General features: G+C 67.2%; 15 protein-coding genes and 1 pseudogene. 6 read left to right on the top strand and 10 right to left on the bottom strand.

Annotation, left to right across the window (positions count from 1 at the left end; all coding sequences use genetic code 11):
- The first annotated feature begins 10 nt into the window (after positions 1 to 10).
- The 5 genes from AB4Y34_RS12785 (at position 11) to iolB (ending at position 6,623) form a co-directional block, all read left to right on the top strand.
- Positions 11 to 817, top strand: a complete 807-nt coding sequence (locus tag AB4Y34_RS12785; protein WP_176108003.1) for an ATP-binding cassette domain-containing protein — start codon at positions 11 to 13, stop codon at positions 815 to 817.
- Between the two features lie 86 nt (positions 818 to 903).
- Entirely contained in the window at positions 904 to 2,928 is a 2,025-nt protein-coding gene (iolC, locus tag AB4Y34_RS12790) for a 5-dehydro-2-deoxygluconokinase (protein WP_368716221.1), read from the top strand.
- Entirely contained in the window at positions 2,925 to 4,898 is a 1,974-nt protein-coding gene (iolD, locus tag AB4Y34_RS12795; protein ID WP_368716222.1) for a 3D-(3,5/4)-trihydroxycyclohexane-1,2-dione acylhydrolase (decyclizing), read from the top strand. The genes iolC and iolD overlap by 4 nt, the downstream gene beginning before the upstream one ends.
- 19 nt (positions 4,899 to 4,917) lie before the next feature.
- Complete coding sequence (gene iolE / locus AB4Y34_RS12800) at positions 4,918 to 5,826, top strand: myo-inosose-2 dehydratase (protein WP_176380405.1); 909 nt, start codon at positions 4,918 to 4,920, stop codon at positions 5,824 to 5,826.
- On the top strand, positions 5,823 to 6,623 hold the full coding sequence (gene iolB, locus AB4Y34_RS12805; RefSeq protein WP_368716223.1) for a 5-deoxy-glucuronate isomerase: 801 nt from the start codon (positions 5,823 to 5,825) through the stop codon (positions 6,621 to 6,623). The genes iolE and iolB overlap by 4 nt, the downstream gene beginning before the upstream one ends.
- Before the next feature lie 75 nt (positions 6,624 to 6,698).
- Here iolB and AB4Y34_RS12810 read toward each other — a convergent pair whose 3' ends face one another.
- From AB4Y34_RS12810 to AB4Y34_RS12850, 9 genes and pseudogenes are all read right to left on the bottom strand, one after another.
- Complete coding sequence (locus AB4Y34_RS12810) at positions 6,699 to 7,424, bottom strand: ABC transporter ATP-binding protein (RefSeq protein WP_368716224.1); 726 nt, start codon at positions 7,422 to 7,424, stop codon at positions 6,699 to 6,701.
- Positions 7,421 to 8,221: an ABC transporter ATP-binding protein gene (locus AB4Y34_RS12815; RefSeq protein ID WP_368716225.1), complete on the bottom strand. Its 801-nt coding sequence runs from the start codon at positions 8,219 to 8,221 to the stop codon at positions 7,421 to 7,423. Before AB4Y34_RS12815 ends, AB4Y34_RS12810 begins: the two co-directional genes overlap by 4 nt.
- Positions 8,218 to 9,504, bottom strand: coding sequence for a branched-chain amino acid ABC transporter permease (locus AB4Y34_RS12820; protein WP_368716226.1), 1,287 nt, complete (start codon positions 9,502 to 9,504; stop codon positions 8,218 to 8,220). The genes AB4Y34_RS12815 and AB4Y34_RS12820 overlap by 4 nt, the downstream gene beginning before the upstream one ends.
- A 22-nt stretch (positions 9,505 to 9,526) precedes the next feature.
- Positions 9,527 to 10,465, bottom strand: a complete 939-nt coding sequence (locus tag AB4Y34_RS12825) for a branched-chain amino acid ABC transporter permease (protein ID WP_368716227.1) — start codon at positions 10,463 to 10,465, stop codon at positions 9,527 to 9,529.
- A 4-nt stretch (positions 10,466 to 10,469) separates the two neighbouring features.
- A complete protein-coding gene (locus AB4Y34_RS12830) occupies positions 10,470 to 10,919 on the bottom strand; it encodes an acyl-CoA thioesterase (RefSeq protein ID WP_368716228.1) in 450 nt (149 codons plus the stop codon).
- A 40-nt stretch (positions 10,920 to 10,959) separates the two neighbouring features.
- Positions 10,960 to 12,108, bottom strand: coding sequence for an iron-containing alcohol dehydrogenase (locus tag AB4Y34_RS12835; protein WP_368716229.1), 1,149 nt, complete (start codon positions 12,106 to 12,108; stop codon positions 10,960 to 10,962).
- 153 nt (positions 12,109 to 12,261) lie between these two features.
- Entirely contained in the window at positions 12,262 to 12,792 is a 531-nt protein-coding gene (locus tag AB4Y34_RS12840) for an NUDIX domain-containing protein (RefSeq protein ID WP_368716230.1), read from the bottom strand.
- 126 nt (positions 12,793 to 12,918) lie between these two features.
- A pseudogene (locus AB4Y34_RS12845) lies at positions 12,919 to 13,950 on the bottom strand (low specificity L-threonine aldolase).
- 86 nt (positions 13,951 to 14,036) lie between these two features.
- Positions 14,037 to 15,350, bottom strand: a complete 1,314-nt coding sequence (locus tag AB4Y34_RS12850; protein WP_368716231.1) for a YbfB/YjiJ family MFS transporter — start codon at positions 15,348 to 15,350, stop codon at positions 14,037 to 14,039.
- A 101-nt stretch (positions 15,351 to 15,451) separates the two neighbouring features.
- Between AB4Y34_RS12850 and AB4Y34_RS12855 the strand changes: the two genes are divergently transcribed.
- On the top strand, positions 15,452 to 16,372 hold the full coding sequence (locus AB4Y34_RS12855) for a LysR family transcriptional regulator (RefSeq protein WP_176380395.1): 921 nt from the start codon (positions 15,452 to 15,454) through the stop codon (positions 16,370 to 16,372).
- A gap of 162 nt (positions 16,373 to 16,534) precedes the next feature.
- On the opposite strand, the gene alaS is transcribed toward AB4Y34_RS12855, so the two are convergent.
- Positions 16,535 to 19,159: an alanine--tRNA ligase gene (gene alaS / locus AB4Y34_RS12860; protein WP_368716232.1), complete on the bottom strand. Its 2,625-nt coding sequence runs from the start codon at positions 19,157 to 19,159 to the stop codon at positions 16,535 to 16,537.
- Positions 19,160 to 19,271: the final 112 nt, after the last annotated feature.

Raw genomic sequence — 19,271 nt, forward strand, 5'->3', positions numbered from 1 at the left:
GAGGTTCACGATGAGCACCCCCGAACAGAACCCGGACGACATCATCCTGTCGCTCGAAAACGTCAGCCGTTATTTCGGCAACATCATCGCGCTGAACGACATCACGCTGCGGCTCAAACGCGGTGAAGTGCATTGCCTGCTCGGCGACAACGGCGCCGGCAAATCGACGCTGATCAAGACGCTCGCGGGCGTGTATCAGCCGAGCAAAGGCACCTACCGGGTGGACGGCAAACCAGTGCATTTCACGTCGCCGAAAGACGCGCTCGATCTCGGCATCGCAACCGTCTATCAGGATCTCGCGCTGGTGCCGCTGCTCTCGGTCGCGCGCAATTTCTTCATGGGCCGCGAACCGCAGAAAAAGCTGTTCGGCTTTCTGAACGTAATGGACCTCGAAACCTGCGCCACCACGGCGCGCGACAAGCTCGCCGAAATGGGCATCAACGTGCGCGACCCGCATCAGCCGATCGGCACGATGTCGGGCGGCGAGCGTCAATGCCTCGCCATCGCGCGTGCGATTCACTTCGGCGCGCGCGTGCTGATTCTCGACGAACCGACGGCCGCGCTCGGCGTCAAGCAGAGCTTCAACGTGCTGAAGCTGATCCATAAGGCGCGTGCCAAAGGCATCTCGGTGATCTTCATCACCCACAACGTGCACCACGCGTATCCGATCGGCGATTCGTTCACGCTGCTCAATCGCGGCCGCTCGCTCGGCACGTTCACCAAACAGACGATCAGCAAGGACGAAGTGCTCGACATGATGGCCGGCGGCGCCGAGATGCAGAAGATGATCGGCGAACTCGAAGGCGCGACGATCTGACCGATTTGCGCGGTGCGACCGGCCTCGACGGGTTTCGCCAGGCCGGCTACCGCGCACTCACCGCGCACTGTTACTCAGGACTATTCATGGCTCACTCCAGCACCTCCAGCGCTAACGCAGCGGGCAGCCGGTTCGCGCCGGGGCGCGCCCGCGACATCGTGTGCCTCGGCCGGCTGGCCGTCGATCTGTACGCGCAGCAGGTCGGCGCGCGGCTCGAAGACGTGTCGAGCTTCGCGAAGTATCTCGGCGGCTCGTCGGCGAACATCGCGTTCGGCTGCGCTCGGCTCGGGCTTGACGCAGCCATGCTGGCGCGCGTCGGCAACGATCACATGGGACGCTTCCTGACCGAAACGCTCGCGAAGGAAGGCTGCGACGTGAGCCACGTGCGCGTCGATCACGAACGGCTGACCGCGCTCGTACTGCTCGGCCTGAAGGACCGCGACACGTTCCCGCTGATCTTCTACCGCGAGAACTGCGCGGACATGGCGGTCGACGAGGCCGATTTCGACGAGACGTTCATTGCGTCGTCGAAAGCGCTGCTGATCACCGGCACGCACTTTTCCACCGCACAGGTCGATCGCACGAGCCGCCGCGCGCTCGAATACGCGCGCCGCAACGACGTGCGCACCGTGCTCGACATCGACTACCGCCCGGTGCTGTGGGGGCTCACGGGCAAGGCCGACGGCGAGACGCGTTTCGTCGCGAGCGAAGGCGTCAGCACGCATTTGCAGCGGATTCTGCCGCTGTTCGATCTGGTGATCGGCACCGAGGAAGAGTTTCGCATCGCCGGCGGCAAGACCGACCTGCGCGATGCGCTCGCGATGGTGCGCGCGGTGACGCCGGCCACGCTGGTGCTAAAGCGCGGGCCGCTCGGCTGTCAGATCATCGACGGCGAGGTGCCTGCATCGCTCGACGCTGCGCCGATTCATGGCGGCGTCGAAGTCGAAGTGCTGAACGTGCTCGGCGCAGGCGACGCATTCGCTTCCGGCTTTCTCTCAGGCTGGCTGCGCGATCAGCCGCTCGAGGCCTGCGCGCGCGCCGCGAATGCGAGCGGCGCGCTGGTCGTATCACGCCACGGCTGCGCCCCCGCGATGCCGACCCCGGCCGAGCTCGATTACTTCCTGCGTGAAGCGCAGGCCGATCCGCAGCGCATGCGCCGGCCGGATCGCGATGCGAAGCTCGCAAGACTGCATCGCGTGTCGCCGGCGCGCAAAGCGTGGCGCGAAGTGCTCGGCTTCGCATTCGATCATCGCAACCCGTTCTTCGAACTCGCGCAGCAGACCGGCGCCGAGGAAGCGCGGATTGCCCGACTGAAGGGCTTGTTCGTCGAAGCGGTCGCGCAGACCGAGCGCGCATTGAACCTGCAGGGACGCATCGGCGTATTGATCGACGACCGCTATGGTCAGGACGCGCTGAATGCCGCGACCGGCCGCGGCTGGTGGATCGGCCGTCCGGTCGAGCTGCCCCACTCCGTGCCGCTGGTGTTCGATCATGGCCGCTCGATCGGCACCACGCTGATCGCGTGGCCGCAGGAGCACATCGTCAAATGCCTCGTGCAGTTTCATCCGGATGAGCCGATCGAGCAGCGGCTCGAACAGGAGGCGCAACTGCGCGCGCTGTATGACGCGACCCAGGCCAGCGGCCACGAACTGCTGCTCGAAGTGATTCCGCCGAAGCATGCGTCGCTGCCGCAGGGGCCGGACATCGTGTATCGCGCGTTGAAGCGCCTGTACAACCTCGGCATCTACCCCGAGTGGTGGAAGCTCGAACCGATGGACGCCGCGCAATGGCAGGCCATCGACGCGCTGATCGCCGAGCGAGATCCCTATTGCCGCGGCGTCGTGCTGCTCGGCTTGTCGGCCGCGGTCGAGCAGTTGAGCGAAGGCTTTCGTGCGGCCGCACAAGCGGCGACGTGCCGCGGCTTCACGGTCGGCCGCACGATCTTTCACGAACCGAGCCATGCGTGGCTCGCCGGCGAAATCGGCGATGACGAACTGATCGTGCGCGTGCGCCACACGTTCGAAACGCTGATCGCCGCGTGGCGCAGTGCGCGCGGCGAACCGGCGGCGCATGGCACAACTCATCACGCTCATCAGGAGCAGGCCGCATGAACGAGGGCATCATGCATAACGACACTCCATCCACCAGCGGCGCACCGCAAGCGCCCGTCCGCACCGGCGGCACCATTCGCCTGACGATGGCACAGGCGCTGGTGCGCTATCTGGCCGCGCAACGCGTCGCCAGCGAAGACGGCACCAGCGTCGAACCGCTGTTCGGCGGCGTGTTCGCGATCTTCGGCCACGGCAACGTCGCGGGCATCGGCGAGGCGCTGTATCAGCATCGCGACGCGCTGCCCACGTTCCGGGCGCACAACGAGCAGGCGATGGCGCATAGTGCGATCGCCTATGCGAAGGCGCACTTTCGCCGCCGCATGATGGCCGTGACGACGTCGATCGGCCCCGGTGCGACCAATCTGCTGACCGCGGCAGCGCTCGCGCACGTGAACCGTCTGCCGGTGCTGCTGCTGCCCGGCGATATCTTCGTGTCGCGTGCGCCCGATCCGGTACTGCAGCAACTCGAGGATTTCAACGACGGCGGCGTATCCGCGAACGACGCGTTCAAGCCGCTATCGCGCTACTTCGATCGCATCGTGCAGCCCGCGCAATTGCTGAGCGCGCTGCCGCGCGCGATCCGCGTGCTGACCGATGCCGCGTCGTGCGGCCCCGTCACGCTCGCGTTGCCGCAGGACGTGCAGGCGCAGGCATGGGACTTTCCGGAGGACTTTTTCACGCCGCGCGTCGTGCGTTCTCATGCACCCGCGCCGCGTAGCGACGATCTCGACGCCGCGTGCGCGCGCTTGCGGCACGCGAAGCGGCCGCTGATCGTCGCGGGCGGCGGCGTGCTGTACAGCCGCGCGGCCGATGCGCTGCACCGCTTCGCGAGCGCGCATGGCGTGCCGGTCGCGGAAACGCAGGCCGGCAAAAGCTCGCTCGCGTGGAACGATCCGCTGAATGCGGGCGCGCTCGGCGTGACCGGGTCGCCCGCCGCCAATGCGCTCGCGCATGACGCCGATTGCGTGCTCGCGCTCGGCACGCGGCTGCAGGACTTCACGACCGGCTCGAACACGCTGTTCACGCAAGCCGACGTGATCGCGATCAACGCGAATGGCTTCGACGCGCTCAAGCATCGCGGCTTCGTCGTCGAAGCCGATGTGAAGCTCGCGCTCGATGCGCTCGCCGGGCCGCTGCAAGGCTGGCACGCCGAGCGCGCGTGGACCGCGCGCGCGCACAAGCTCGCGGCCAGTTGGCGCGACACCGTGCAAACGCTCACGCATGCGCCGCAACGCGACGCGGTGCTGCCCTACGAGGGCGACGTGATCGGCGCGGTGCAGCGTTCGAGCGCGCGCTCGCCGGCCGACGACATCGTCGTCTGCGCGGCCGGCACGCTGCCCGCCGAGCTGCACAAACTGTGGCGCGCGGGCCGGCCCGGCGCGTATCACGTCGAATATGGCTACTCGTGCATGGGCTATGAGATCGCGGGCGGCCTCGGCGTGAAGCTGGCGCGGCCCGAGCGCGAGGTGATCGTGATTCTCGGCGACGGCAGCTATCTGATGATGAACAGCGAGATCGCGAGCTCGGTGATGCTCGGCAAGAAGCTGATCGTCGTCGTGCTCGACAATCGCGGCTTCGGCTGCATCAACCGGCTGCAACAGGCGTGCGGCGGCGCACCGTTCAACAATCTGCTCGACGATTGCGCGCACGGCCCGGAAGGCGTGCCGCGCATCGACTTCGCTGCGCATGCGCGCGCGCTCGGCGCGCAAGCCGAACATGCGCGCAATCTCGCCGAACTCGAAGTGGCGCTGCAACGCGCACGCGCGGCCAAGGGCACGTACGTGATCAGCATCGACACCGACCCGGCTCGCACGACCGAAGACGGCGGCTGGTGGTGGGAAGTCGCGGTGCCCGAAGTATCGACGCGCACCGAAGTGCGCGACGCCCGCGCGAAGTACGACGCGCAGCTCGCCGCGCGCGCGGCGCCCTCCGCACCGCCTTCGCCGCCACAGGGCGCCGATCAAGACTGAGAACCATGAGGACTTCGGCATGACTGCTTTCGACGTACGCATCGGCATCAATCCGCTATCGTGGATGAACGACGACCTGCCGTCGCTCGGCGGCGAGACGCCGCTCGAAGTCGCGCTGACCGAGGGCCGCCAGATCGGCTATCAGGGCTTCGAGCTCGGCAATAAGTTTCCCCGCGAGCCGCAAGCGCTGAAAACGCTGCTCGCGCAATACGACCTCGCGCTCGTGTCCGGCTGGTACTCGGGACAATTGGCCAAACGCAGCGTCGCGGAAGAAATCGACGCGGTCCGCCCGCATCTGGAATTGCTCGCGCAAAACGGCGCGACGGTGATGGTGTATGGCGAAGTCGCCGATTCGATCCAGGGCGCGCCGCGCCCGCTGTATCAACGGCCGCGCTTTTTCAGCGACGCGCAATGGGCCGATTACGCGGCACGCGTCGATGAATTCGCGCGCTATACGCTGAGCCGCGGCGTTCGGCTCGCCTATCATCATCACATGGGCGCGTATGTAGAAACGCCAGCCGACGTCGATCAGTTGATGGCGCGCACCAGCGACGCGGTCGGCCTGCTGTTCGACGCCGGGCACATCACGTTCGCGGGCGGCGATCCGGTGGCCGTGCTCGACAAGCACATCGCGCGCGTTTGTCACGTGCACTGCAAGGACGTGCGCCCCGCCGTGATGAAGCTCGCGCGCAATCGCAACTGGAGTTTTCTCGATGCGGTGATCGCCGGCGCGTTCACGGTGCCCGGCGACGGCGCGGTCAATTTTCCGGCGCTGATCGACCGGCTGAAGCGGCATGGTTATTGCGGCTGGCTCGTCGTCGAGGCGGAGCAGGACCCAGTGGTCGCGCCGTCGTTCGATTATGCGCAGAAGGGGTACGGAACTTTGCGGGCGCTCGTCGATGCGCCGCTCGGCAAGGAGGCAGCATGAGCTTATTGGTAAAGGCAGAGCGCGAAGGCCAGACGATCGCGCGCGTCACGCCGCAGTCGGCCTGCTGGCGCTATGTAGGATTCGCCGCGTACCGGGTCGGCGCGAAAGAACTCGTGTACGTGTTCGAGCCGGCGCGCGAAACGTGCATCGTCGTGCTGAGCGGCGCGGTCGATATCGAAACGCCGGATAGGACGTGGAGTTCGCTCGGTTCGCGCGACAGCGTGTTCGAAGACGCGGCGCCGTATGCGGTGTATCTGCCGCCGAACGTGCGCGCGACGGTGCGCGCGAACCGCGACGCGGAAATTGGTGTCGCGAGCGCGCCGGCCAAGGGCGAATATCCGGCGCGGCTGATCGAGCCGGCGTCGATGAAGCGCTCGACGCGGGGCAAGTCGCTGAATACGCGCTACGTGTGCGACATTCTTCCGCAGACCGAATCGGCCGAGTCGTTGCTGGTGGTCGAAGTGAGAACGCCGGGCGGTCACGCGTCGAGCTATCCGCCGCACAAGCACGACACCGACAACATTCCGCACGAAAGCTCGCTCGAAGAAACCTATTACCACCGGCTCGATCCGCCGCAAGGCTTCGCGTTTCAGCGCGTCTACACCGACTCGCGCGATATCGACGAATCGATGGCCGTCGAGGATCACGACGTCGTGATGGTGCCGCGCGGCTATCACCCGGTCATCGTGCCGTACGGCTACGACTCGTACTATCTGAACGTGATGGCCGGTAGCCAGCGGGTCTGGCACTTCCATAACGATCCGGCGCACGAGTGGATCATCAATAAGGATGCTTGACCATCCGGGACGCGCTACGCGTTGGGTGTCCAAGCGTAGCCCCCGCCTCGCTCCAGGCGCGCGCGAGCCTGTGCGTCAACCCACCCCGAGCCACTCGCGCATCACATCGTCACGCGAGAGAAACGACGCAAGCGCGCCGTCGAACACGATCTCGCCGTGCCCCATCACCGCGACGCGGCTCGCGATGTCCTGCGCAATCACGAGCCTCTGCTCGATCAGCAACATCGCGACGCCACGCTCGCGCAGCGCGCGCAGACAATCGGCGACCTGCCGCATCACGAGACTCGCGAGCCCTTCGCCGGGCTCGTCGATCAGCAGCAGATCGGGGTCTCCGAGCAGCGCCCGCGCGAGCGCGAGCATCTGTTGCTCGCCGCCCGACAGCGCGCCGGCACGCGTGCGCTTGCGCTCGGCGAGCACCGGGAACAGCGCATACGCGTCGTCGAGCGTGAAGCGCGGCGCGCGGCCGCGCGCACGCGATGCGGCAACTGGCGCAATCCCGAGCAGCAGGTTTTCATGGACACTCAGCGCGGCGAACACATCGCGATGCTCGGCCACGTAGCCGAGCCCGAGCCGCGCGATCTCGAACGTGCGCAGACCCGCGAGCGAGCGCCCCGCGAAACGCAGTTCGCCCTCGCAGCGCACGAGGCCCATGATCGCGCGTGCGAGCGTCGAGCGGCCTGAGCCATTGCGGCCGACCAGCGCGATCACTTCGCCGGGCTCGATGCTCAGCGTGACGCCGTGCAGCGCCTGGCTCGCGCCGTACCACGCGTTCAGGTCGCGAATGTCGAGCAGCGCTCTCATCGGCCTGCTCCGTGGTCCGGCTCGTCACCGGCCCGAGCGCCTGAGCCCGGATCGAAGCGCTCACCCAGATACGCGGCCTGGACCGCCGCGTCCGCGCGAATCGCGGGCGGCGACCCACTCGCGATGATGCGCCCCTGCACCAGCACCGAAATCCGATCGGCGATTGCGAATACCGCGTCCATGTCGTGCTCGACCATCAGCAGCGTGCGGCCCGCGGTGGTGTCGCGGATCAGCTCGATCGCGCGCGCCGCCTCGGCGCGGTTCATGCCCGCCGTCGGTTCGTCGAGCAGCAGCGTATGCGCGCCGCCCGCGAGCGCGATGCCGAGGTCGAGCGCGCGCTGCTCCGCATAACTGAGCGTGCCGGCCGCGACGTCGCGGCGCGGGCCGAGGCCGACCGCGTCGAGCACGTCGGCAGCGCGCGCATCGATCGCGGCGGCGCCGGTCAGACGCTGCCACCAGCGCGTACGATCGCGCTCGGCGAGCTGCGCCGCGCAGCGCAGGTTATCGAACACGGACAGCCGCGCGAACACGCTGGTGCTCTGGAAGCTGCGCGCGAGGCCGCGGCGCGCGATCGCGGCCGGCGCGAGCCGCGTGATGTCCGCGCCGAACAGATGGATACGCCCCGCGCTCGGCCGCGCGCCGCCGCCGATCAGGTTGAACAGCGTCGATTTGCCCGCGCCGTTCGGGCCGATCAGCGCGTGCCGCTCGCCGGGTTCGATGGCGAGATCGACGCCGCGCAGGATCGGTGTCGCGCCGAAACGCTTTTCGATGCCGTAGAGCGCGAGTGCGGGGATCATCGTGCGGCTCCAGAGGATCGTGCCGCGCGTGCGTGCGCGGTGACGCGTGCATGCGCGCGCAGCGCATGGCGTGTGGACAACGTAGCCAAAGCAGCGAGCGCAACGACTGTCAGCGCCAGAGGAAGCGGCGACAGCGTCGGTGCGACGGTGACATCAGTACCCGCACCGGCGCCGAACAATGCGCTAAACGCCGCGCCTTCGTCCGCCCCGAACTGCGCCGCATAGGCCCACTGCACCGCGATCACGATGGCCGCGAGCCACAGCAGCCCCGCCGCCGCGCTCCACAGATAGGCGCCCCGGCAACCTCGCCAGCCATAGGCCGCAATCCGCGCCACCTGCCGCGACGCAAAGCCAGCAAGCCCGTCCGGCGCGGCCATCACGACTACGACAAAGAACAGCCCGAGATAGAACAACCACGCCCGCGTGACACTCGCGACCGCCACGCTGAAAAACGTCAGCACGATCGCTCCCGCGACCGGCCCGAAGAACGCCGCCGTGCCGCCGATCACGGTCGCGATCAGCACCGTGCCCGAGCGCATCATCCCGACGCTCTCGGTCGACACGAGTTCGATATTGATCAGCCCGAGCGTCCCCGCGATGCCCGCGAAAAACGCCGACAGCACGACCACGCGATAGCGAACCCGGCGTGGATAGCAGCCGATCGCCGCCGCGCGCGCCGGGTTGTCGCGCACCGCGTTCGCGAGCCGCATGAACGGCGTGCGCGACAGCGCAAACATCGCGACACTCGCGACGACACACCACAGCGCGATCAGCGCATAGGCCGCGCGCGCCGGACCGAAGTTCCAGCCGCCGAGCGGCGGCCCGTTCGCGCGATCGATCGCGACGCCCGCCTCGCCGCCGAACCAACCCGGCAGCGTCCACGCGGCCGCGACGACGAGTTCGCCGAGACCGAGCGTGATCATCGCGAACGCGGTGCCGGCACGGCGCGTCGCGATAAAGCCGAACAGCACACCGCACAGCGCGCCGCCGATGCCGCCGACCAACGGCAGCAGCACGAGCGGCACGCCGGTCGCGTTGAGCACGCGCGCGGCGACCAGCGCGCCGAGCCCCGCATAGGCGGCATGTCCGAACGACAGTAGCCCGGTCTCGCCGAGCAACAGGTTGTACGACAGCGCGAACACGATCATCGTCGCGCTTTGCGCAAGGTAGGCGAACAGCCAGCTGTGCGGCCAGATGAAAGGCGGCACGGCCAGAAAGGCGACGAGCGCGAGCCAAGGCACGAGCGCGCGGCCGGGCCTGCAAGGCGGCACTCTGCCTTTCACCGCATCTGACGACCCGCTCCGCCTATGCATGATCGTCACGCCGTCCGAACAGCCCGCGCGGCCTCATCGCCAGCATCGCGACGAGCAGCAGGTACGGCAGCAGCGGCGCGACTTGCGCGAGCGTCAGCGCGTCCCATTCCGGGGGCAGCACCGCGCCGGCGAGCGCCACCATGTCGCCCAACGACAGATCGCTGGCGACCGCCAGCGTCTGCACGCACCCCACCAGCAGCGACGCGACCAGCGCCCCGCTCAGCGACCCGAGCCCGCCGATCACGACCACGACGAATACGATCGAGCCGAGCGACTCCGCCATCGCCGGCTCGATCACGAACAGCGGCGCGCCGATCACGCCGGCCAGCGCGGCGAGCGCGGTGCCGGCGGCGAACACGCCGGTGAACACGCGCGGCACGTTGTGGCCGAGCGCTTCGACGGCCTGCGCATGCGTGAGCGCGGCGCGCACGATCAAGCCCGTCTTCGACACCCGTAGCATTGCGACGAGCGCGGCGAGCATCGCGAGCGACACCGCCATCATGAACGCGCGATAACGCGTGAAAACCGCGCCGTACAGTGAGAACAGCGGACCGTCGAGCACGGCCGGAAGCCTCGCCGACAACGGACTGAGTCCCCAGCCGAGCTTGACGAGTTCGCCGAGCAGATACGCGGCGCCGAACGTCAGCAGCAGCTCGGGCAGATGACCGTGCCCGCGCACGCGCCGCAGCAGCCAGCGCTCGAGCGCCGCGCCGAGCAGACCGACGACGAGCGGCGCGACTACCAGCGCGCTCCAGAAACCGGCGCGCGCCGCCACCGAAAAACCGACGTACGCGCCGAGCATGTAGAAGCTCGCATGCGCGAAGTTGAGCACGCCGAGCATGCTGAAGATCAGCGTCAGCCCGGCCGACAGCATGAACAGCAACAGCCCAAAGCTCAGGCCGTTGAGCAGAGTGATGATGAACGACTGCACGCGTCTAGTCCGCCGGCCCGGCGACCCACAAAGGTTCGAGCGCCGCGCGCAGTGCGGCGGGCAGGTTCACCGGCCGGCGCGTCGCGCGATCCACGTAGACGTGCACGAAATGCCCCTGCGCGGCGGGCGCGGCGTCGCCGTCGCGGAACAGCCCCACCTCGTAGCGCACGCTCGACGTGCCGAGCCGCGCGACGCGCAAGCCCGCGTCGATGCGATGGGGAAACACGAGCGGCGCGAAGTAGTTGCACTGCGTCTCGACGACGAGCCCGATCGTCGCGCCGCGCTCGAAATCGAGCACGCCCGCGCGGATCAGATACTCGTTCACGACGGTGTCGAAATAGCTGTAGTAGACGACGTTGTTCACGTGGCCGTAGACGTCGTTGTCCATCCAGCGCGTGGTGATCGACAGGAAGTGCGGATACGCGGCGCGGCCGGCGGGGGCGGGTTTGTTCATCGGACGTGGCGGTTGGTGGATGCGAGAAGGCGGGGCTCGGTCACAAAGACTCGGTCAGCATGCGGCGATAGTCGTCGGCACTCGCCTCCCGCGGATTCGTGCGATGGCAATGATCGAGCAGCGCGCCCTGCACGACCTTGTCGAACATGCTTTCGTCGACGCCCATCTGCCTGAGGCCGGTCGGCAGGCCGAGTCGCGCGGTCATGTCGAACAGCGCCTGCGCGAGATCCGCATGCTCGGGCACCCCCATCACGCGACGCATGCGCGCATAGCGACGCTCGGCCACGACGCTCGGCGCGCGCTCGTTGAAGCGCAGCACCGCGGGCAGCACGACCGCGTTCAGCGTGCCGTGATGCAGCGACGTGCGGCCGTTCACCTTCAAACCGCCCAGCGGATGCGACAGCGAATGCACACAGCCGAGGCCCTTCTGGAACGCCATCGCGCCCTGCATCGACGCGCTCATCATGTTCAGGCGCGCCTCGCGATCGCTGCCGTCCGCGCACGCGCGCTCGATGCTGTGCCACGCGCGTTCGAGGCCGTCGAGCGCGATGCCGTCGGCGGGCGGATTGAAGGCCGGCGCGAGGAAGGTCTCGATGCAATGCGCGATCGCGTCCATGCCGGTCGCCGCGGTGAGCCCCGGCGGCAGGCCGAGCGTGAGACCCGGATCGCACAGCGCCGATTTCGGCAGCAGACTCCACGAATGAAAACCGAGCTTGCGGCCGTCGTTCAGGATCACGATCGCGCCGCGCGCGACTTCGCTGCCGGTGCCGGCCGTGGTCGGAATCGCGACCAGCGGCGCCACGGCGTCGGTGATCTTCGCGCTGCCGCCTTCGATCGTCGCGTATTGCGTGAGCGGCCCCGGATGCGTGGCCGCGATCGCGACGCCCTTCGCGAGATCGATCGACGAACCGCCACCCACCGCGATCAGCCCGTCGCAGCGCTCGTCGCGATACACCTGGGCCGCCGCGAGCACCTTTTCCTCGGTCGGATTCGACGGCGTGTCGTCGAACAGCGGCACGTCGCCGAGCTTCATCGCATCGAGTGCCTGCCGCGCGATGCCGGCCGCGACGACGCCCTTGTCGCTGATCACCAGAGGCCGCTCGATGCCGATGCGCGCGCACTCGGACGACAGTTGCGACAGTGCGTCGTAGCCCAGATGAATATGGGTCAGGTAGTAGATGTAGGCCATGCCGTTGCTTCTCCCTGAGCGTGCGCTCGTTGACCGCTGATTGACGTGGATGAACGATTCGGTGATGCGTCGATGGCTGTGCTGTGGGCTGTCTCTATGTTCTCTGCGTTGTCTGTGTGCTGGCCAATGTTGCGGCTCGGTGGGCGCAGCGCTTCACAACCCCGGACGCTCGACGAATTCGAACGGCAAATTGCGCCGCCGCATCCATTCGCCGAGCGCTTGCCCCGTGCCCGCGCGCCAAGGTCGCAGCTTCGCGGGCTCGACGAGCCGGTATTCGAGCAGTTCGGGCGACAGCGCGATCGTCCCATGCGCCTTCACGTGATACGCGATGATCAGCTCGTTCTTGCGGACGAATTCGTACACGCCGATCAGCTCGACCGATTCGGTGTGCAGCGAGGTCTCCTCCATCACTTCGCGCGCGATGCCCTGCTCCGGCGTCTCGCCGTTTTCGAGGAAGCCGGTGATCAGCGCGAACCTGCCCTCGGGCCATGCGGCATTGCGCGCAAGCAGAATCTTGCCCTCGTACTCGACGATCGCGGCGACGACCGGCAGCGGATTATTCCAATGAACGTAACCGCACTCGGTGTCGGGACAGATCTGACGGACGCGGCCACCGTCGTGCTGGGGGTCGGTGCGTTCGGTCAGAGGCTTCGCGCAGCGGGGACAGAATCGGTACTCGGTCATGGCGGGGGACGTCTCGTTGTTTCGTGTTTTTTGGCGGGTCGTAGTGGAGCGGCTTTCCGTGTGTGCCGAGTGGTGCGTCGAGGCGCCATTTGTTACCCGGGTTCCGGCAGCTTCACGCGTCTTCGATCACGCGACGCAAAGTTCGCGCACGTCGGCGGCGAAACGCTCGACCGTTTCGGGCTGCGTGTCCCACGCGCACATCAGCCGGCAACCGCCCGCGCCGATGAACTCGTAAAACTTCCAGCCACGCGCGCGCATCGTCTTCGCGGCATGCGGCGGCAACTGCGCGAACACCGCGTTCGATTCACTCGGAAACATGATGCTCACGCCCGGGATTTCCTGCAACCGCGTCTCCAGCAAACGCGCCATCGCGTTCGCGTGATGCGCATTGCGCAACCACACGTCGTTGTCGAGCAGACCGAGCCACGGCGCGGAAATGAAGCGCATTTTCGATGCCAGCTGTCCCGCCTGCTTCAGCCGATAAGCGAAATCGTCGGCGAGCGCGCGGTCGAAGAACACCACCGCCTCGCCGACTGGCAGACCGTTCTTGGTGCCGCCGAAGCACAGCACGTCGACACCCGCGCGCCACGTGATTTCCGACGGATGCACGTCGAGCACGGCAACCGCATTCGCGAAACGCGCGCCGTCCATGTGCACCTTCAGATGACGGCGCTTCGCGATCGCGGCGATCGCGCGCACTTCCTCGACGCTGTAGACGGTGCCGACCTCGGTCGACTGCGTCAGCGTGACGACCTTCGGCTTCGGATAGTGGATATCGCCGCGCCGCGTGACGATGGACTCGATCGCATCGGGCGTGAGCTTGCCGCCGATGCCCGGCGCCGTCAGCAGTTTCGAGCCACCTGAAAAGAACTCGGGACCGCCGCATTCGTCGGTCTAGATGTGTGCCAGGTCGTGGCAGATCACCGAGTGATACGACTGGCACAACGACGCGAGCGCGAGCGAATTGGCCGCCGTGCCGTTGAACACGAAGAACACTTCGCAATCGGTCTGAAACAGGTCGCGCAGACGGTCGCAGACCTGGTTGGTCCAGGAGTCGTCGCCGTAGGCCGGTTCGTGCCCACTGTTGTTGGCGGCGATCAGCGCGTCGAGCGCTTCGGGACAGATGCCGGCATAGTTGTCGGACGCGAAATGTTGCATGGTCGAGCGACGCGCCCGGCGACAGGCGCGAGGGAATGACGGAAAGCGGTCATTTTAGTGCGCTCGTGCGAGATTTGTTTTCGGTGCTAGTTGCAACCGCAATCCGGCATGCGACCACGGCGCGGGCGGCGCGGCACGCGCATCACCGCGATCAGCCCTGCCGCCCCCGTCAGCAACGCGCCCGCGGCGAGCCACAGCGCCAGCGCAAACGATCCGGTGTGGGCGGCAATCGGCGCGGCCACCAACGGACCCGCGATCTGTCCGATGCCGTAGGCCGCCGTCGCGTAACCCATCAGCCCGGCCGCGTCGTCGCCGCGCAGCCGCCGCGCCTCGCGCATCGCGAATAGCGTGATCGCGGTAAACGGTAGGCCGATCAGGATGCTGCCGAGCGAAAAACCTCCCGCCGTCGGCCACACGATGCCCAACGCGATGCCGATTGCCTGCAGCACATACGAGCCCGCGAGCAGCGTGCGGTTGTCCCAATGCAAGGGCAAACGCGCGGCGAGCAACGCGCCGACGATCAGCGCGGCACCGAACATCGGCCAGAACAGGTCCGGCCACGCCGAGCCCGGCAACGCGTGGCGCGCGATGACCGGCAAAAAGGTCGCGGTGATGATGTAGCCGAAGCCCGGGATACCGTAGAGCAGCACCAGCCAGAACGCGTCGCTGCGGTGGACGGCATGACTCGTCCGAACGCCGGCCGTACGGGGCTGCGGGTTTGCGCCAGCGCGTGATCCGGTGGCGGATTTTGTGGTCGAGGAGCTCGCAACGGCAGGCTTCGCCGCCCCCACGCCCCGAGTCTCCCCGAACACCGGCCACACCAGCACGGTCAGCACCGCGCCGATCAACGCAAAGCCGATCCATCCGACCACTGCGCCATAGCCGCCCGCGACGCTGACCAGCAGGCCGGTCCCGACGATGCCCACGCCCGGCCCGGTGTAGATGACCCCGCTCCACGCATTTGCGCCGAGTTCGGCGAGCCGCCGCAAGCCCCACTGCGACGCGAACACGAAGGTCCACGCGCTGACCGCGCCGGCGACGAAGCGCACCAGCGCCCACACCCAGAACTGGCCGGTGACGCCCATCGCGAGCGTCAGCAGCACGGTCGCGGCGAGTCCGACGCGCACCATGCGCGCGGGCTCGGCCCGCAGCGCCGCGCACGTCATTGCGCCGACGAAATAGCCGGCGTAATTGAACGACGCGAGCCAGCCGCCATGCTGGATATCGAGGTGCGGCTGGCCGAGCGCGGCGCCGTGCAGCATCAGCGGCAGCAGCGGCGTAAAAGCAAAGCGCCCGATACCGAGCGCGACGGCCAGCGCGGCCATGCAGGCGAGCGCCGCGCGCCGGCCCGCGGGCGGTTCGTGGAAGCGCGAGTACGCGTGGGAAGCAAGGTCGTTCATGATCGGACGGTCAGGCAGCGATGGGGTGAATCCATATTAGCTTGACCTTTCGATCACGAAAAATGAATAATTAGGATATCATTCATCGCCGGGAGAGAATCATGGATCTGGCCGCTCTGACAATTTTTCGCGCAGTCGTACGCGAAAACGGCGTGACGCGCGCCGCGGCGAAGCTCAATCGCGTGCAATCGAACGTGACCACGCGCATCAAGCAACTCGAGGAGCAGCTCGGCACCGAGCTGTTCATCCGCGACGGCCGCCGGCTCGTGCTGACGCCGGCCGGCGAGACCCTGCTGCCCTACGCCGAACGGCTGCTCGCGCTCGCCGACGAGGCGCGTCACGCGGTGCGCGAGGATCGCCCGAGCGGGCGTCTGCGCCTCGGCACGATGGAAAGCGTCGCGGCGACGCGTCTGCCGGCCCTGCTCGCGCAATATCACCAGCAATGGCCGGCCGTCGAACTGGAGCTGGAGACCGGCACGACCGGCAGGCTGATCGAGCGCGTGCGCGAATTCGAGGTCGATGCGGCGCTGGTCGCGACGCCGCTCGACCCCGCGACGCTCGGCGATGTGTTCGAGACCGTGGCGATCTTCCGCGAGGAACTCGTGATGCTGACGCCGCGCGGCCATCGGCCGATCCGCGAAGTGCGCGACATCGCGCTATCGACGCTGATCGCGTTCGAGCGCGGCTGCGCGTATCGCGCGTATATCGAGAAGTGGTATCTGGAGCATGGGGTGCGGCCGGCGCGCGTGCTGGAGCTCGGCTCGTATCACGCGATCGTCGCGTGCGTGGCGGCCGGCGCGGGCGTCGCGGTGGCACCGCGCTCGGTGCTCGATCTGCAGCCCGACACGAGCAATATCGCGGTGCACGAGTTGCCCGATATCGGCATCATCGACACGCTGCTGGTGTGGCGACGCGGGCATTTTTCGTCGGCGCTCAATGCGTTGCGGCGCGCGCTGGTCGCGTCGCAGGACGGGACGGCCGAGGCGGATGCGGCGGCGTCCGTGGATACGAATGCGGTCTGATCGTTGAATCCGCCGCGCCGGCAAGCCGGTTCGACGCAAGCCGAACGGCTTCGACAAAAACGAAGGGGCCACGCAACGCGCCGATCCTGCTGGCGCGCCGCGTGGCCCCTTTGTCGAACCCGGCTCGACTTCGGTCGAGCCGGACTCAACCGACCATCAGATTCAAAGCTGTCCTTCGACCCAGCTCTTGACGCCCGCGAGCGCCGCCGGCAGGTTGGCCGGTTCGGTACCGCCAGCCTGCGCCATGTCCGGACGGCCACCGCCCTTGCCGCCCACCTGCTGGGCCACGAAGTTGACCAGTTCGCCCGCCTTGACCTTCTTGCTGGCGTCGGCGGTCACACCGGCGATCAGGCTGACCTTGCCGCCTTCGACCGACGCGAGCACGATCGCCGCGCTCTTCAGCTTGTCCTTGAGCTTGTCGACCGTTTCGCGCAGCGTCTTCACGTCCGCGCCTTCGAGCGTTGCCGCGAGCACATGCACGCCGCCCACTTCGATCGCCTGGCCGGCGAGTTCGTCGCCCTGGCTCGACGCCATCTTCGACTTCAGCGCGCTCAGTTCCTTCTCGAGCGCCTTTACTTGGTCCTGCACCTGGCCGATGCGCTGCGTGAGTTCCGCCGGTTGCGCCTTCAGCACGGCCGCGGCCGCGTTGACGCGCGCTTCGAGCTCCTGCACGTAGCGCACCGCGTTGTCACCGGTGATCGCTTCGACGCGACGGATACCGGCCGCGACGCCGCCTTCCATCACGATCTTGAAGAAGCCGATGTCGCCCGAGCGATTCACGTGCGTACCGCCGCACAGCTCACGCGAGAAGCCGAGGTCGAGCACGCGCACTTCGTCGCCGTACTTTTCGCCGAACAGTGCCATGGCGCCGCCCTTCACCGCATCGTCGTACGACATCAAACGCACGATACCGGGCGCGTTCGCCAGCACTTCCGCGTTGACGATTTCCTCGACCCGGCGGATCTGTTCGTCCGTCATCGGCGCGTTGTGCGCGAAGTCGAAGCGGGTCTTGTCGGCGTCGACGAGCGAGCCCTTTTGCTGCACGTGCGAACCGAGCACCTCGCGCAGCGCCTTGTGCATCAGGTGCGTGGCCGAGTGGTTGCGCGCCGTGCGAGCGCGGCGCACCGCGTCGATTTCCGCCTTGACGACGTCGCCAACCTTCAGCGTGCCCTGCTCGAGCGTGCCGTGATGGCCGACCACGTCGGCCTGCACCTTCAGCGTATCCGCAACGGCAAAGCGCGTGCTGGCGTTCGCGAGCACGCCCTGGTCGCCGACCTGGCCGCCCGACTCCGCGTAGAACGGCGTGTGATCGAGCACGACGACCGCCGGCTGGCCGGCTTGCACCTGCTGCACCGAGGCGCCGTCCACATACAGCGCGACGACCTTCGCGTCGTCGAAGACGATTTCTTCGTAGCCGTGGAACGTGGTCTTCGCGCCCGAGTATTCGAGGCCCTGGGCCATCTTGAACTTGCCCGCCGCGCGCGCCTGCTCGCGCTGACGTGCCATCGCATCGTCGAATGCGGCTTCGTCGACCGTCACTTCGCGCTCGCGGCAGACGTCCGCGGTCAGGTCGAGCGGGAAGCCGTAGGTGTCGTGCAGCTTGAACGCGAGTTCGCCGTCGAGCGTCTTGCCACCCTTGGCGTCGAGATCGGCCAAGGCGGCTTCGAGAATCGACATGCCGTGCTCGATCGTCTCGAAGAAGCGCTCTTCTTCCTGACGCAGCACCTCGGTCACGCGCTTCTCGGCCTGCGCCAGTTCCGGATAGGCTTCGCCCATCTGCGCGACGAGGTCGGCCACGAGGCGATGGAAGAACGAACCCTTCTTGCCGAGCTTGTAGCCGTGGCGGATCGCGCGGCGCACGATGCGGCGCAGCACGTAGCCGCGGCCTTCGTTGCCCGGAATCACGCCGTCGACGATCAGGAACGAGCACGCGCGGATGTGATCGGCGATCACCTTCAGCGAGTTGTTGGTCAGATCGGTCACGCCGGTTTCGCGGCCGGCGGCCTGGATGAGCGCCTGGAACAGGTCGATCTCGTAGTTGCTGTGCACGTGCTGCAGCACTGCGGCGATACGCTCGAGGCCCATGCCGGTGTCCACGCATTGCTTCGGCAGCGGTGTCATGTTGCCCTGCGCGTCGCGGTTGAACTGCATGAACACGAGGTTCCAGATTTCGATGTAGCGGTCGCCGTCTTCCTCGGGCGATCCCGGCGGGCCACCCCACACGTCCGGGCCGTGGTCGTAGAAGATTTCCGAACACGGGCCGCACGGGCCGGTGTCGGCCATCTGCCAGAAGTTATCCGACGCGTAGCGCGCGCCCTTGTTGTCGCCGATGCGGATGATGCGCTCGACCGGCACGCCCACTTCCTTCGCCCAGATGTCGTGCGCTTCGTCGTCTTCCTGGTAGACGGTGACCCACAGCTTGTCTTTCGGCAGCTTGTAGACTTCGGTCAGCAGTTCCCACGCGTAGTGGATCGCGTCGCGCTTGAAGTAGTCGCCAAACGAGAAGTTGCCGAGCATCTCGAAGAACGTATGGTGACGCGCGGTGTAGCCGACGTTCTCGAGATCGTTGTGCTTGCCGCCGGCGCGCACGCTGCGCTGCGCGGTCGTGGCGCGCGAATACGGACGCGATTCCGCGCCGAGGAACACATCTTTGAACTGCACCATCCCCGAATTGGTGAAGAGCAGCGTCGGGTCGTTGCCGGGCACTAGGCTCGACGAACGGACGATCGTATGGCCCTTCGATTCGAAGAACTTGAGGAATTTCTCGCGGATTTCGGCGGCTTTCATAGCGTGCGGGGGACGGTCCTGACGGTTCCTGACGAAGACTGGCGGTCGATGGGATGCGCCAACTGTCTGTTTCTTTAAACGACTGATTATACGGGATCGGCACGCGTGCGCG

Source organism: Paraburkholderia sp. BR10954, from assembly GCF_040965775.1.
In the GTDB taxonomy this organism is placed as follows: domain Bacteria; phylum Pseudomonadota; class Gammaproteobacteria; order Burkholderiales; family Burkholderiaceae; genus Paraburkholderia; species Paraburkholderia youngii.